Raw genomic sequence first — 14,601 nt, 5'->3', positions numbered from 1 at the left:
GCTCGCCCAACCGGGCAGCGCGCATATTGCATTCGCTCCGAGGAATACCATGGCCCGCGTAACCGTTGAAGACTGCCTAGAACACGTGGAAAACCGCTTTGAGCTGGTCATGCTCTCTACCAAGCGTGCCCGTCAACTGGCCACCGGCGGCAAAGAGCCATTGGTGCAGTGGGAAAACGACAAGCCGACCGTTGTCGCGCTGCGTGAAATTGCTGAAGGCCTGATGAGCTACGAGTTCATCGCCGAGCAGGAAATCGTCCAGGATGAACCGCTGTTCGCAGCGTTCGAGGACGAGTCGAACGAGGCCGTCTAAGCCTATGCCTGGTCGACGTAGCACGGCGCGGGGTCACAGCTTTCGGCAGGAATCATCATGCCGAGCATAGACGCCCTCGCCGATCGCTTATCGACCTACCTCGGCAACGACCAGGTCAACCTGGTCCGCCGAGCGTATTTCTACGCCGAACAAGCCCATGACGGTCAACGCCGTCGCAGTGGTGAGGCGTACGTCACGCATCCTCTTGCCGTGGCCAATATTCTTGCCGACATGCACATGGACCATCAGAGCCTGATGGCCGCGATGCTGCATGACGTGATCGAAGACACCGGTATCGCCAAGGAAGCGCTGCAAGCGCAGTTCGGTGAAACCGTGGCCGAACTGGTCGACGGGGTCAGCAAACTGACCCAGATGAATTTCGAGACCAAGGCCGAAGCGCAGGCGGAAAACTTCCAGAAAATGGCCATGGCGATGGCGCGCGACATCCGGGTGATCCTGGTCAAGCTCGCCGACCGTCTGCACAACATGCGCACGCTGGAAGTGCTGTCCGGCGAAAAGCGCCGGCGCATCGCCAAGGAAACCCTCGAGATCTACGCACCCATCGCCAACCGGCTGGGCATGCACGCGATCCGCATCGAATTCGAAGACCTCGGCTTCAAGGCCATGCACCCGATGCGTTCCGCGCGGATCTACCAGGCGGTCAAGCGCGCCCGGGGCAACCGCAAGGAAATCGTCAACAAGATCGAAGAATCCCTTGGTCACTGCCTCGCCATCGACGGCATCCAGGGCGAAGTCAGCGGTCGGCAGAAACACCTCTACGGCATCTACAAGAAAATGCGCGGCAAGCGTCGGGCCTTCAACGAGATCATGGACGTCTACGCGTTCCGGATCATCGTCGACAAGGTCGATACCTGCTACCGCGTATTGGGTGCTGTGCATAATTTGTACAAACCGTTGCCAGGGCGCTTCAAGGATTACATCGCGATCCCCAAGGCCAACGGCTATCAGTCGCTGCACACCACGTTGTTCGGCATGCACGGTGTACCGATCGAGATCCAGATCCGCACCCGCGAAATGGAAGAGATGGCCAACAACGGCATCGCCGCCCATTGGCTGTACAAATCCAGCGGCGACGAGCAGCCGAAAGGCACGCACGCCCGCGCCCGCCAGTGGGTCAAAGGCGTGCTGGAAATGCAGCAACGCGCCGGCAACTCGCTGGAATTCATCGAAAGCGTGAAGATCGACCTGTTCCCGGACGAGGTCTACGTGTTCACGCCCAAAGGCCGGATCATGGAGCTGCCAAAAGGCTCCACGGCAGTCGACTTTGCTTACGCAGTGCACACCGATGTCGGCAACAGCTGCATCGCCTGCCGCATCAATCGTCGTCTCGCGCCGCTGTCCGAACCGCTGCAAAGCGGCTCCACGGTCGAAATCGTCAGCGCCCCCGGCGCACGGCCAAATCCGGCGTGGCTCAACTTCGTCGTTACCGGCAAGGCGCGCACGCACATTCGTCATGCGCTGAAGCTACAACGCCGCTCCGAGTCCATCAGCCTCGGCGAACGCCTGCTGAACAAGGTGCTCAACGGTTTCGACAGCTCCCTGGAGAAGATCCCGGCAGAGCGCGTCAAGGCAATGCTTACCGAGTACCGCCTCGAACTGATCGAAGACCTGCTCGAAGACATTGGCCTGGGCAACCGCATGGCCTACGTGGTCGCCCGTCGCCTGCTTGGCGAAGGCGAGCAACTGCCGAGCCCGGAAGGTCCGCTGGCGATTCGCGGTACCGAAGGCCTGGTGCTCAGCTACGCCAAGTGCTGCACGCCGATCCCCGGCGACCCGATCGTCGGGCACCTGTCGGCGGGCAAAGGCATGGTCGTGCACCTGGACAACTGCCGCAACATCAGCGAAATCAGGCATAACCCGGAAAAGTGCATCCAGCTCTCGTGGGCCAAGGATGTCACTGGCGAATTCAACGTCGAGCTGCGGGTCGAGCTGGAACATCAGCGCGGCCTGATCGCCCTGCTGGCCAGCAGCGTCAACGCGGCCGACGGCAACATCGAGAAAATCAGCATGGACGAACGCGATGGTCGCATCAGCGTCGTGCAGTTGGTGGTCAGCGTTCACGACCGTGTGCACCTGGCCCGCGTGATCAAGAAACTGCGCGCCTTGACCGGGGTGATCCGCATCACCCGCATGCGTGCATAACCTGCCTATTACAAGGAGTCCTACATGACCAAAACCGTCATCACCAGCGACAAGGCCCCGGCCGCCATCGGCACTTACTCCCAGGCGATCAAGGCAGGCAACACCGTTTACATGTCGGGCCAGATTCCTCTGGACCCGAAAACCATGGAACTGGTTGAGGGCTTCGAAGCCCAGACCGTCCAGGTCTTCGAGAACCTCAAAGCCGTGGCCGAAGCCGCCGGCGGTTCGTTCAAGGACATCGTCAAACTGAACATCTTCCTCACCGACCTGAGCCACTTCGCCAAGGTCAACGAGATCATGGGCAAGTACTTCGACCAGCCATACCCTGCCCGCGCCGCCATTGGCGTGGCCGCCCTGCCGAAGGGTGCGCAGGTTGAAATGGATGCCATTCTGGTCATCGAGTGATGCGCACGGCGCGGCCTCCACGCCGCGCCGACTGCTGCAAGAAAAGGTTTTGAAAGGATTCCACCATGCGCAAAGCGCTAGCTCTCTCGCTGCTCGCCCTGTTTCTCGGCGGCTGCGCCAGCGACCCTGCCGACCGTGACATCAGCGGCACCTGGATCAATCAGGTGGCAATCGATGCCGCCGCCAAGGGCGGCCCCCTGCGTGAAGCGCTGCAGGCTTACGGCCCGAATCTGGAATGGGACGTCAACACCAAGGCCGGTCAGGCCCGCTACACCAACGGTTTTGAGAACGTCGAAGGACGGCTGCTGGGCGAAGAGTCCGGCGCCTGGAAAGTCGACTTCTACGGCAGCTCCGCGAGCGAACTGAAACGCGATGGCGGGCGCCTGCAACAAGCTGCCAGCGACAACGAACCCGAACAACTCTTCGATCGCGCACAGATCCCCGTGCCCGAAGGCGCGCCAATCGGTGCCAGCTTCGAACGCGCTCTGTATTCAGCGTATTTGGGCGGCAACTGGACCATCGCCAGCGGCCAGGGTGAAGGCGGCACTGTGCAGTTTCAGGCAGACGGCCAGGTAACCGGCCTGCCGGGCGTTGACCGTTATGCCTTGTGCCTGGCCGGCGATTGCGCGTCCATGAGCAATGGCAACGACAGCATGTGGCTGCAACTCAATGGCCAGGGCAACAACTGGATCTTTGTGCGCAAGGGCAAGGAGCTGGAGATTCTGCAGGCAGTGAACGCTGCGCTGGCGGATGAGCAACCGCAGTTCGCCGCAGGTGAGCGCAAGTGGTTGCTGGAGAAACAGTAACCTGCCTCCGAAATCTCAGAAGATCAAATGTGGGAGCGAGCCTGCTCGCGAACGCGGTGGGTCAGTCAAACTGATAATGACTGACATACCGCATTCGCGAGCAGGCTCGCTCCCACAGTGGTTTTTGTGTTGCTGGAAATTCAGCACTTACCTTCAAGAATCGCTGCATAGCCTTCGCGATAACTCGAATACTTCGGCACCCACCCCAACGCTTTCGCCCGCGCATTGCTGCAACGCTTGCTGCCGGTGCGGCGCACACTGGCGTCTTCGGCCCATTCAGTCACACCCAGGTATTCGCGCAACCAGCCCACCACCTCAGCCAATGGCGCCGGCGCGTCATCCACACCGATATAGAGCTGGTCCAGCTTGACCCCCTCGCGGTCTTTTTCCAGCAAGAACGCCAGCAGCCCCGCTGCATCATCGGCATGAATACGATTGCCATACAGCGGTGGCTCCGTAGCCACGCGATACCCGCGACGCACCTGAGTCAGCAGCCACTCGCGGCCCGGGCCGTAAATGCCGGTCAGGCGCAGCACACTTGCCGGGATGCCGCTATTGAGCGCGACCTGCTCGGCTTCGAGCATCAAGCGACCTGAATATCCGGCCGCGACCGTCTCGGAGGTCTCATCCACCCATGCTCCATCCTGCTGGCCGTACACGCTGCTGCTCGACACGAAGATCAGCCGCTCAGGCACTTGCCCATAGTCGTCCAGCCAGCTCAGCACGTTGTGCAATCCTTGCACGTAGGCCTTACGGTAGCCCTCTTCATCGTGGTCGGTGGCCGCAGCGCAATACACCAGATAATCCACGGCACCCACCGGCCAGGTCGCCGGGCATTCTTCGTTGAACAGATCGCCGGCGACGCCGATGACACCCTCCGGCAGCTTGGAAACGTCGCGGCGCAGGCCATGGACTTGCCAGCCAGCCGCCAGCAATTGCGTGGCCAGACGACTGCCGACATCACCACAACCGGCAATCAAAACAGAAGGCGCGGACATCAGAAAACTCCCATCAGAAAGGCACAGACTAGCTCTGGCACAGGACGAACGGCTAGCAATGAAGGAAAAAAAGTTACTCTATTACTTTTGTTAACAAGAATTACTTGCAATAATGCACGCCACTTTTGTTCTCGGCCTCACGAGGCCTGGAAGAGCAACAACGTTTTTCTATCTCAGGTCCGGCCAGCATGACACGTAATCAAACTCCCGCTTCGCCAACCACTCGACCTCGCGCCTGGAGCGCCGTCGCGGCTCTGTTGCTCAGCCTGATGCTGGCACCGACCGCCGCCTTCGCCGACGCTCAAGCGCCCGCCACCCCAGCCGCCACCGAGCAGAGCGCACCCGCTGCCGCTCCGGCTGCACCGGCCGCCACCGATCCGGTGCAGGCTGTCGACGCGGCCGACGCACCTGAAGTCCTCGAAGCCGACAACACCTTGGGCATGGCCCACGACCTGTCGCCGTGGGGCATGTACCAGAACGCCGACATCATCGTGAAAATCGTGATGATCGGTCTGGCCATCGCATCGATCATCACCTGGACCATCTGGATCGCCAAAGGCTTCGAGCTGATGGGCGCCAAGCGTCGTCTGCGTGGCGAAATTGCCGCACTGAAAAAAGCCACCACACTCAAGGAAGCCAGCGCCACCGCTGGTAAAGAAGGCACTCTCGCCAACCTGCTGGTGCACGACGCGCTCGAAGAGATGCGCCTGTCGGTCAACAGCCGCGAGAAAGAAGGCATCAAGGAGCGTGTCAGCTTCCGCCTTGAGCGCCTCGTTGCTGCCTGCGGTCGCAACATGAGCAGCGGCACCGGCGTCCTCGCCACCATCGGCTCCACCGCACCGTTCGTAGGTCTCTTCGGTACCGTGTGGGGCATCATGAACTCGTTCATCGGCATCGCCAAAACCCAGACCACCAACCTCGCCGTTGTCGCACCGGGTATCGCTGAAGCCCTGCTGGCCACTGCACTGGGTCTGGTTGCGGCGATTCCTGCGGTAGTGATCTACAACGTCTTCGCCCGCTCCATCGCCGGTTACAAGGCGCAGGTCTCCGATGCCTCGGCAGAAGTCCTGCTGCTGGTCAGCCGCGATCTCGACCACCAGCCTGAGCGCAGCTCGCAGCCGCACATGGTTAAAGTGGGGTAATCGGCCATGGGCCTGCATTTGAAAGAAGGCGCAGACGACGATCTGGCCGAGAACCACGAAATCAACGTCACTCCGTTCATCGACGTGATGCTGGTGCTGTTGATCATCTTCATGGTGGCCGCGCCGTTGGCCACTGTAGACATCAAAGTCGACCTGCCCGCCTCGACCGCCAAACCGGCGCCGCGGCCAGAGAAACCGGTGTTCCTCAGTGTGAAAGCTGACCAGCGCCTGTTCCTCGGTGACGACGAAGTGAAAGCCGAAACCCTCGGCGCTACCCTCGACGCCAAGACCCAGGGCAAGAAAGACACCACGATCTTCTTCCAGGCCGACAAAGGCGTGGATTACGGTGACCTGATGAGCGTGATGGACAGCCTGCGCGCCGCCGGTTACCTGAAGGTTGGTCTGGTCGGACTTGAGACGGCAGCCAAGAAATGATCACGACGCGCCATAAGCTGACGCGTTACAGCGGTAGCCTGGCCGTGGTGCTGGGCGTGCATGCGCTGGCCATCGCGCTGGCGCTGAACTGGACTGCCCGCCCGCCCATCGAATTGCCGCCGCAGGCAATGATGGTCGAGTTGGCCCCGTTGCCTGCCCCGCCACCGCCGGCTCCGCCGAAAGTCGTCACACCGCCGCAGCCACCGGCTCCGGTGGAAGAGTTGCCGATTCCGAAACTGGCTGAAGCACCGAAAGCGGAAATCGCAGTACCGAAACCCAAGCCGAAGCCCAAGCCGAAACCGCCGAAGCCGGTCGAGAAAAAGCTGCCCGAGCCGCCGAAGGAAAAACCTTCCGAGGAAAAACCGGCCGATACTCAACCGACCCAGGCACCGACGGAGAAATCCGCCCAGCCGGCACCGGGCCCATCGCCAGCTCAAGTGGCGGCCAAGGCCAGTTGGCAAGGCGCCCTGCTCGCGCATCTGCAGAAGTACAAGAAGTACCCGCAGAGTGCGCAGTCGCGGGGCAAGGAAGGCTTGAATCGTCTGCGGTTCGTGGTTGATGGCGAAGGTAATGTGCTGTCGTTCGAACTGGTTGGCCGCTCCGGCAACGCTGATCTGGACCGGGCCACCCTGGACATGATCCGCCGCGCCCAACCGCTGCCTAAGCCACCGGCCGACATGCTCAACAACGGCTCGATCGAAATTGTTGCGCCGTTTGTTTATTCGCTGGAACGTCGCCGCTAAGCAATATCGCAATCTGTGGGAGCGAGCCTGCTCGCGAAGAGGTCGTGTCAGTCAGCACATTTTTGCCTGACCCACCGCTTTCGCGAGCAGGCTCGCTCCCACAGGGTTCAGCGTAAACAGGGAGAGGCACCGAAAGGTGCTTTGTGCGTATCTGCCAGCGGCAAACCGTCCTCGACCGGTGTCGCACTCAGCCCGCAGTCTGATAACGTGCGTCTATCGATTGCAGCCGGTATGCTTGGCGCGCATCTTCATGGACGCTTGCTATGACCCTCACAGAATTACGCTACATCGTTACCCTCGCCCAAGAGCAGCACTTCGGCCATGCCGCCGAGCGCTGCCACGTCAGTCAGCCGACGCTGTCGGTGGGCGTGAAAAAACTTGAAGACGAACTCGGTGTGCTGATTTTCGAGCGCAGCAAAAGCGCCGTGCGCCTGACCCCGGTCGGCGAAGGCATCGTCGCCCAGGCGCAGAAGGTCCTGGAACAGGCCCAAGGCATTCGCGAACTGGCCCAGGCCGGCAAGAATCAGCTGACCGCGCCGCTGAAAGTCGGCGCCATCTACACCGTGGGCCCGTACCTGTTCCCGCACCTGATCCCACAACTGCACCGGGTTGCCCCGCAGATGCCGTTGTACATCGAAGAAAACTTCACCCACGTGCTGCGCGACAAACTGCGCAACGGCGAGCTCGACGCGATCATCATCGCCCTGCCGTTCAATGAAGCCGACGTGCTGACCCTGCCGCTTTACGACGAGCCGTTCTACGTCCTGATGCCGGCCCAGCACCCGTGGACCAAGAAAGAGTCCATCGACGCCGGCCTGCTCAACGACAAGAGCCTGCTGCTGCTCGGTGAAGGCCACTGTTTCCGCGATCAGGTGCTCGAGGCCTGCCCGACCCTGACCAAAGGCAACGACGGCGCCAAGCACACCACGGTCGAATCCAGCTCGCTGGAAACCATTCGCCACATGGTCGCCTCCGGCCTGGGCATCTCGATCCTGCCACTGTCGGCGGTGGACAGCCATCACTACGCCCCCGGCGTGATCGAAGTGCGCCCACTGACCGCGCCGGTGCCGTTCCGCACCGTGGCGATCGCCTGGCGCGCGAGCTTCCCACGGCCGAAAGCCATCGAGATCCTCGCCGACTCCATTCGCCTGTGTTCGGTGGCCAAGCCTGCCGCGCCGGTTACGGCCGGTTAAGCGAGCGTCATGACGGAGCTGTCGCAAGTGTCGGTGACGGCACTCAAGGGTGTCGGCGAGGCCATGGCCGAGAAACTGGCAAAGGTCGGTCTGGAGAATCTGCAGGACGTGCTGTTTCACCTGCCGCTGCGCTATCAGGATCGCACCCGCGTGGTGCCGATCGGTGCGCTGCGACCGGGACAGGACGCCGTGGTCGAAGGCACCGTCAGCGGCGCCGACGTGGTCATGGGCCGCCGGCGCAGCCTGGTCGTGCGCTTGCAGGACGGTACCGGCGGCCTGAGCCTGCGCTTCTACCATTTCAGCAATGCGCAGAAAGAAGGTCTCAAGCGTGGCACGCGGGTTCGCTGCTACGGTGAAGCCCGGCCCGGCGCCTCAGGCCTGGAAATCTATCATCCGGAATACCGCGCGATCACCGGCGATGAACCGCCGCCAGTGGACGAAACCCTGACCCCGGTCTATCCGCTCACCGAAGGCCTGACCCAGCAGCGCCTGCGCCAGCTGTGCATGCAGACCCTGACACTGCTCAAGCCGAGCACCCTGCCGGACTGGCTGCCGACCGAACTGGCCCGCGACTATCAACTGGCGCCGCTGGCCGATGCGATCCGCTACTTGCACAATCCGCCCGCCGACGCCGATGTCGATGAGCTCGCCCTCGGCCATCACTGGGCGCAGCATCGCCTGGCTTTCGAAGAACTGCTCACCCATCAACTGTCGCAGCAGCGTCTGCGCGAAAGCATGCGCTCGCTGCGCGCGCCAGCGATGCCGAAAGCCACCAGGCTGCCGCCGAAATACCTGAAGAACCTCGGCTTCAGCCCAACCGGTGCTCAGCAGCGCGTCGGCAATGAAATTGCCTACGACCTCAGCCAGCACGAACCGATGTTGCGCCTGATTCAGGGTGACGTCGGCGCGGGTAAAACCGTGGTTGCCGCCCTCGCCGCGTTGCAAGCGCTGGAGGCCGGTTATCAGGTCGCGCTGATGGCGCCGACCGAGATTCTCGCCGAACAGCACTTCATCACCTTCAAGCGCTGGCTCGAGCCGCTGGGCATTGAAGTCGCGTGGCTGGCCGGCAAGCTCAAGGGCAAGAACCGCGTCGCCGCGCTGGAGCAGATCGCCAGCGGAACACCAATGGTGGTAGGCACCCACGCGCTGTTTCAGGACGAAGTTCATTTCAAGAACCTCGCATTGGTGATCATCGACGAACAGCACCGCTTCGGCGTGCAACAGCGTCTGGCATTGCGGCAGAAAGGCGTTGGCGGGCGCATGTGCCCGCACCAACTGATCATGACCGCTACGCCGATCCCGCGAACGCTGGCAATGAGTGCCTACGCCGACCTCGACACCTCGATCCTCGACGAGTTGCCGCCCGGGCGAACGCCGGTCAACACCGTGCTGGTCACCGACACCCGCCGCGTCGAAGTCATCGAGCGAGTACGCAGCGCCTGCGCCGAAGGGCGACAGGCCTATTGGGTGTGCACGCTGATTGAAGAATCCGAAGAGCTGACTTGCCAGGCCGCCGAAACCACGTTCGAGGACCTCACCGCCGCCCTCGGCGAATTGAAAGTCGGGCTGATTCACGGGCGCATGAAGCCGGTTGAAAAAGCTGCGGTGATGGCCGAGTTCAAGGCCGGCAACCTGCAACTGCTGGTCGCCACCACCGTGATCGAAGTTGGCGTCGACGTGCCCAACGCCAGCCTGATGATCATCGAAAACCCCGAGCGGCTCGGCCTCGCGCAACTGCACCAGTTGCGCGGTCGGGTTGGTCGGGGCAGCGCGGCCAGCCATTGTGTGCTGCTCTACCACCCGCCGCTGTCGCAGATCGGCCGTCAGCGTTTGGGCATCATGCGCGAGACCAACGACGGTTTCGTCATCGCCGAAAAAGACCTCGAACTGCGCGGCCCTGGGGAAATGCTCGGCACCCGTCAGACCGGCCTGCTGCAATTCAAGGTCGCCGACCTGATGCGCGACGCCGACCTGCTGCCCGCCGTGCGCGACGCCGCCCAGGCTTTGCTGGAGCGCTGGCCGACCCACGTCAGCCCACTGCTTGACCGTTGGCTGCGCCATGGGCAGCAATACGGCCAAGTGTGAGCACCGTCGCAGTTTGTGCAGGATCGTTCCTACAGAGCTGGTTATACTCCTGCCATTGTTTCAAAAACGGATACAGACCATGACCGAAGCTGCTCTCGTCCCCGAATCTCCGCAAGCTCCGTCTGTTATTCGGCTGCTGCTCAACAAGCTGGGCGTTGCCTATGAAGAAGTGCTCGACCACCACGGCCTCAATGCCTCGCGCAAGGTGCAGGCCGTGTTGCTGGACGATGCCGTGGGCGCGTTGATGGTGCTGTTTCCACAGAGCCAGTTGCTGGATCTCAATCGCCTCGCCGAACTCACTGGTCGCCGCCTCACAGCCGTGTCCACCGAGCGCCTGGAAAAGATGCTCGGCAAACACAATCTGAGCCTGCTGCCGGGCCTGCCGGCGCTGACCAGTTCGCCGTGCCTCTACGAAGAAAGCCTGCTGCGCGAGCCGAAGCTGCTGATCAACTCCGGCGAGCCGGGCCTGCTGCTGGAAATCAGCAGCGAAGACTTCAAGTCGATGCTGACCAAAGCCAGCGCCGCCAACTTCGGCGAAGCCCTGAGCAGCATCCGCCCCAACCTCGACCGCCCGGACGATGACCGCGAGGAAATCACCCAGGCCGTGCAGGCGTTCACTGCACGGCGCATTCAGCAACGTCTGGAAGCGACCATCGAGATCCCCCCGCTGGCCGAAACCGCGCAAAAAATCATCAAGCTGCGCGTCGACCCCAACGCCACCATCGACGATATCACCGGCGTAGTCGAAACCGACCCGGCGCTGGCTGCGCAAGTGGTGAGCTGGGCGGCATCGCCGTATTACGCGTCGCCGGGCAAGATTCGTTCGGTAGAAGATGCGATCGTCCGTGTGCTCGGTTTCGATCTGGTGATCAACCTCGCACTGGGCCTGGCCCTCGGCAAGACCCTGAGCCTGCCGAAAGACCACCCGCAACACACCACGCCGTATTGGCAGCAATCGATCTACACCGCCGCCGTCATCGAAGGCCTGACCCGCGCCATGCCCCGCGCCCAGCGCCCGGAAGCCGGCCTGACCTACCTCGCCGGTCTGCTGCACAACTTCGGTTACCTGTTGCTGGCCCACGTCTTTCCGCCGCACTTCTCGCTGATCTGCCGTCACCTGGAGGTCAACCCGCACCTGTGCCACAGCTATATCGAGCAACACCTGCTCGGTATCAGCCGCGAACAGATCGGCTCGTGGCTGATGCGCTACTGGGACATGCCCGATGAACTGGCCACCGCCCTGCGCTTCCAGCACGACCCAAGCTACGACGGCGCCTACGCCGAATACCCGAACCTCGTCTGCCTGGCCGTACGCCTGCTGCGCAGCCGCGGGATCGGCTCCGGGCCGGATGAAGATATTCCGGATGCCCTGCTTGAACGCGTCGGCCTGAGCCGTGAAAAAGCTAACGATGTCGTCAGCAAGGTGCTTGAGGCTGAAGTGCTGTTGCGTGAACTGGCTTCGCAGTTCAGCCAGGCCTGAAAAGCTTCGCGGGCAAGCCCGCTCCCACAAGATCGATGCGATCTTCAGGAGCGGGTGCGTTGCGGCCAACTGTTGATTATTGGCGTAATCAACCGCGGTACCGAATCACCCAGCCCTGCGGGTTCGGGAAGCTTCCAATGAAATACCCTCCCACTACAATTCGGCCGTCCGCCAATACCGTCATGTCATGAAGAGCTTCCAGGACGCCGTCCTCGTCGAAAATACTGAACCCTGTGCCATTGAATGACAGGTCTGGTGTTCCGTCTGCCAAAAACTTCGCCGTGATCGCACTCGGATCATCGTCAGTGACTCCGATCCCGGTATCGCCGCTGACGACGATTGAACCGTCAAGTCGCGCCACACAGTGCAACCACCTCAAGCCTTGCGGGACGAAGTCGGAGAACAACGGTTTACCGTTATTGAATACGAGATTGTAGGAGCCTTTGGAGGTGAGGACCGCAATCACTCCTCGCATGGCACCGTCCCTGACGGCAGACCCTGCAAGAACAATTTTGCCATCCACAATTGAAATGGCGGACAGGTGGATATCATCCTCTCCAGAGATGATCACGACGCCGTTACCGCTCTCGCCGAATGACCTGTCGATCTGGCCGTTAGCGTCGAATCGAATGACGTAAGCGCCCGAAGAGGGTCCGCTGTAGCTGCCACCAACCACTACACCGCCGTCAGGTTGATGCGCGACCACCTGCGCAGAACTGTGCTGGTGTGCAATGCCAGCGAGTTCGACAAACGCGAACCCCGCACCATTGAATGTGATGTCGTTGAAGCCATCCGGATTGAGCCGCATGACGATGCCACTCAAACGGCCAATGCTTTCTTCGACGGAGCTGACCAGAAGAATTTTCTCGTCCTGCCGCAAGACAGCGTCGCCGGTATGACCCGCGCTCCCCATCTGCGCATAAGGAAGGTAACGCACACCCTGGTCAGCAAAGTCCTGATCCAGCCGCCCGTCTTGGTCTTGTTTCAAAACAACCAGCCCAGCAGAAACAACAGGCCCATTGCTCTGGTACTCGGCGCGAACGAGCCAACCACCATCCGGGAACGGCGTCAGCTCGAGCATCGAGTGCATATATAGACCGTCCTTGAGTGAGATTTCGACGAATCCGGTCCTTTCTTCACCAAACTCAAGGTCCAGTTGGCCGTTCTCCAGAAGCCGGGCGATCAGCGTTTCCAGGCCATCCTTGCGTCGACGGACAGCCACCAGCAACTTGTTGTCGGGCAGCGCCAGCAGCGCTCTTACGTCAAACTCAGACAGTCCTCCAAGGGGGAATCTGACGATGCCGCTGTCACCAAAAGACGGATCAAAATCAAGCGTGCCACCCGTCAGGTTTGCGCTGAGATAGCGAGTGATCCAGCCATCCACCCGTGAAGGATCAGAAAGGCTGGTGTGGGTCATGGACACCACTATTCGGCCGCCCTCCATGATTGCCAGATCCCGAGGAAACACTGGCCCCGCGACGTCATCGAAGAGCGTATAGCCAATACCGTTGAAGGCCGTGTCCAGTTTGCCGTCAGCAAGAAAGCGCGCGGTCATTACCGCTGAATCCCCGGCACCAACGACAATGATCGAGCCGTCGAGCTGTGATGTATGCCACCACGACAACCCGTCTGGCAGTAACGGGGAAAACAGAGGCTGGCCATTATTGAATACAAGATTGGCCGCTCCACTGGCGGTCAGCACAACCACTAACCCGCCGTGGACGTTTTCTTGCCAGGCATCACCGACCGCAACGATCCGGCCATCACTTCCGCGCACCGAAATGGCTTTCAGAGAGCGCTCGCCATCCTCGTTGAAAATCAGCTTCGCTTGTCCGTTGTTGAATTCCCTATCCAACTTCCCCGCTGCGTCCAAACGTGCCAGAAAAACTCCGGAGCCTGTCTCACCATTCTGAAAGGATCCGCAAACCAACACCTTGCCATCGGCTTGAACAGCGATAGCGCCGGCGGTGCTCGAGGTGGCACCGACATCCACCGAGACGTAGCCCGCGCCGTTAAATGATTGATCGAGCGAGCCGTTCGCCAAAAGACGCATCACCACGGGTGATGGCCATGGCTCATCGATCAGCAGGAAATGGAGCAGGACGATTTTGCCATCGGCCTGCTGAACTACCGAGCCGGTAGAACCATTTGCAGAGGAGGACATTCGGTTCAACTCCGCCCCTGCCGACGACGCAAGCGGGGAGCCCGGAATCTCATAATAGGAAAGTAGACTGATGCCGTGATCGCCGAACGAATCGTCCAGCTCACCGCTGTCTTGCAGGCGAATCAGTGCCTGGCCAGCGTCGACGGCCTTCTGTGTGAAGTATTGAACGCGCACCAGCCAACCGCCGTCCTGCAACGCATCGAGCCCAAACACGGCACTGATGCGAGCGTTGACTAAAGATATCTCGACGAAACCTGTCTCATGACTTCCGAAGGACTTGTCGAGCGTCCCGTCTTCGTTCAATCGTGCGATGGCAAGCGGCGCATCATTTCCTTCCTGAGGAAGGGCGACCAGCAATTTCCTGTCGGGGAGTGCCAAAACGGCCGCAGCCTCATGGCTCGCGATGCCCGGTATCGGCAACTTCAATAAACCATTCAGGGCAAAAGAGGGATCGGAGGTACCTGGGGTTATAAAGACCTGAGCGTGAGCCTGAGTCATGTTCTTGCTCCATCAAGTGCGTTGCGTCCTTTACGGGACCAGAGCTTGAGTAGAGCATCGCGAAGATGAGCAAAGCACCTGACAGAAATGACAGTTCGACTGTCTTTACAGGCCTAAACAGCAACCTTGCGAGCCAGCGAGCACACCATTCTTCAATGCGCTTCGCTTGGAGCCAA

The 14,601-nt window shown here is 61.0% G+C and carries 12 protein-coding genes; 10 read left to right on the top strand and 2 right to left on the bottom strand.

The window, feature by feature from the left end; all coding sequences use genetic code 11:
• Positions 1-49: 49 nt before the first annotated feature.
• From rpoZ to JWU58_RS01385, 4 genes are all read left to right on the top strand, one after another.
• Positions 50-313, top strand: a complete 264-nt coding sequence (rpoZ, locus tag JWU58_RS01400) for a DNA-directed RNA polymerase subunit omega (RefSeq protein ID WP_008030604.1) — start codon at positions 50-52, stop codon at positions 311-313.
• Positions 314-370: 57 nt separating this feature from the next.
• Positions 371-2,476, top strand: a complete 2,106-nt coding sequence (spoT, locus tag JWU58_RS01395; protein WP_007920338.1) for a bifunctional GTP diphosphokinase/guanosine-3',5'-bis pyrophosphate 3'-pyrophosphohydrolase — start codon at positions 371-373, stop codon at positions 2,474-2,476.
• A 24-nt stretch (positions 2,477-2,500) separates the two neighbouring features.
• Positions 2,501-2,881: a RidA family protein gene (locus JWU58_RS01390; RefSeq protein ID WP_014340863.1), complete on the top strand. Its 381-nt coding sequence runs from the start codon at positions 2,501-2,503 to the stop codon at positions 2,879-2,881.
• A gap of 65 nt (positions 2,882-2,946) precedes the next feature.
• Positions 2,947-3,687, top strand: coding sequence for a hypothetical protein (locus tag JWU58_RS01385; protein ID WP_125927416.1), 741 nt, complete (start codon positions 2,947-2,949; stop codon positions 3,685-3,687).
• Between the two features lie 140 nt (positions 3,688-3,827).
• On the opposite strand, the gene JWU58_RS01380 is transcribed toward JWU58_RS01385, so the two are convergent.
• Positions 3,828-4,685: an SDR family oxidoreductase gene (locus JWU58_RS01380; protein ID WP_073470912.1), complete on the bottom strand. Its 858-nt coding sequence runs from the start codon at positions 4,683-4,685 to the stop codon at positions 3,828-3,830.
• A 188-nt stretch (positions 4,686-4,873) separates the two neighbouring features.
• On the opposite strand from JWU58_RS01380, the gene exbB reads away from it, so the two are divergent.
• The 6 genes from exbB to JWU58_RS01350 all read left to right on the top strand — a co-directional run bounded on the left by exbB (position 4,874) and on the right by JWU58_RS01350 (position 11,763).
• On the top strand, positions 4,874-5,827 hold the full coding sequence (gene exbB / locus JWU58_RS01375; protein WP_024014803.1) for a tonB-system energizer ExbB: 954 nt from the start codon (positions 4,874-4,876) through the stop codon (positions 5,825-5,827).
• A gap of 6 nt (positions 5,828-5,833) precedes the next feature.
• Positions 5,834-6,262 (top strand): TonB system transport protein ExbD, encoded by a 429-nt coding sequence (gene exbD / locus JWU58_RS01370; protein ID WP_016772535.1) that lies wholly within the window; start codon positions 5,834-5,836, stop codon positions 6,260-6,262.
• Positions 6,259-7,005 (top strand): TonB family protein, encoded by a 747-nt coding sequence (locus tag JWU58_RS01365; protein ID WP_024014804.1) that lies wholly within the window; start codon positions 6,259-6,261, stop codon positions 7,003-7,005. The genes exbD and JWU58_RS01365 overlap by 4 nt, the downstream gene beginning before the upstream one ends.
• A 263-nt stretch (positions 7,006-7,268) precedes the next feature.
• Positions 7,269-8,198, top strand: a complete 930-nt coding sequence (locus tag JWU58_RS01360) for a hydrogen peroxide-inducible genes activator (protein WP_024014805.1) — start codon at positions 7,269-7,271, stop codon at positions 8,196-8,198.
• A 9-nt stretch (positions 8,199-8,207) separates the two neighbouring features.
• Entirely contained in the window at positions 8,208-10,283 is a 2,076-nt protein-coding gene (recG, locus tag JWU58_RS01355; protein WP_206421382.1) for an ATP-dependent DNA helicase RecG, read from the top strand.
• A gap of 79 nt (positions 10,284-10,362) precedes the next feature.
• The gene (locus tag JWU58_RS01350) at positions 10,363-11,763 is read left to right on the top strand and encodes an aminoacyl-tRNA deacylase and HDOD domain-containing protein (protein WP_071172104.1); all 1,401 of its coding nucleotides are present in this window, start codon (positions 10,363-10,365) and stop codon (positions 11,761-11,763) included.
• 88 nt (positions 11,764-11,851) lie between these two features.
• On the opposite strand, the gene JWU58_RS01345 is transcribed toward JWU58_RS01350, so the two are convergent.
• Complete coding sequence (locus tag JWU58_RS01345) at positions 11,852-14,425, bottom strand: hypothetical protein (RefSeq protein ID WP_206421381.1); 2,574 nt, start codon at positions 14,423-14,425, stop codon at positions 11,852-11,854.
• Between the last annotated feature and the right edge of the window lie 176 nt (positions 14,426-14,601).

The sequence above is a fragment of the Pseudomonas atacamensis genome (genome assembly GCF_017167965.1).
GTDB lineage: Bacteria > Pseudomonadota > Gammaproteobacteria > Pseudomonadales > Pseudomonadaceae > Aquipseudomonas > Aquipseudomonas atacamensis.
This window is presented reverse-complemented; position numbering and strand designations above follow the sequence as displayed.

Coding starts and splice junctions, on each gene's coding strand:
- rpoZ (WP_008030604.1), top strand. CDS start 50: ATGGCCCGCGTAACCGTTGAAGACTGCCTAGAACACGTGGAAAACCGC.
- spoT (WP_007920338.1), top strand. CDS start 371: ATGCCGAGCATAGACGCCCTCGCCGATCGCTTATCGACCTACCTCGGC.
- JWU58_RS01390 (WP_014340863.1), top strand. CDS start 2,501: ATGACCAAAACCGTCATCACCAGCGACAAGGCCCCGGCCGCCATCGGC.
- JWU58_RS01385 (WP_125927416.1), top strand. CDS start 2,947: ATGCGCAAAGCGCTAGCTCTCTCGCTGCTCGCCCTGTTTCTCGGCGGC.
- JWU58_RS01380 (WP_073470912.1), bottom strand. CDS start 4,685: ATGTCCGCGCCTTCTGTTTTGATTGCCGGTTGTGGTGATGTCGGCAGT.
- exbB (WP_024014803.1), top strand. CDS start 4,874: ATGACACGTAATCAAACTCCCGCTTCGCCAACCACTCGACCTCGCGCC.
- exbD (WP_016772535.1), top strand. CDS start 5,834: ATGGGCCTGCATTTGAAAGAAGGCGCAGACGACGATCTGGCCGAGAAC.
- JWU58_RS01365 (WP_024014804.1), top strand. CDS start 6,259: ATGATCACGACGCGCCATAAGCTGACGCGTTACAGCGGTAGCCTGGCC.
- JWU58_RS01360 (WP_024014805.1), top strand. CDS start 7,269: ATGACCCTCACAGAATTACGCTACATCGTTACCCTCGCCCAAGAGCAG.
- recG (WP_206421382.1), top strand. CDS start 8,208: ATGACGGAGCTGTCGCAAGTGTCGGTGACGGCACTCAAGGGTGTCGGC.
- JWU58_RS01350 (WP_071172104.1), top strand. CDS start 10,363: ATGACCGAAGCTGCTCTCGTCCCCGAATCTCCGCAAGCTCCGTCTGTT.
- JWU58_RS01345 (WP_206421381.1), bottom strand. CDS start 14,425: ATGACTCAGGCTCACGCTCAGGTCTTTATAACCCCAGGTACCTCCGAT.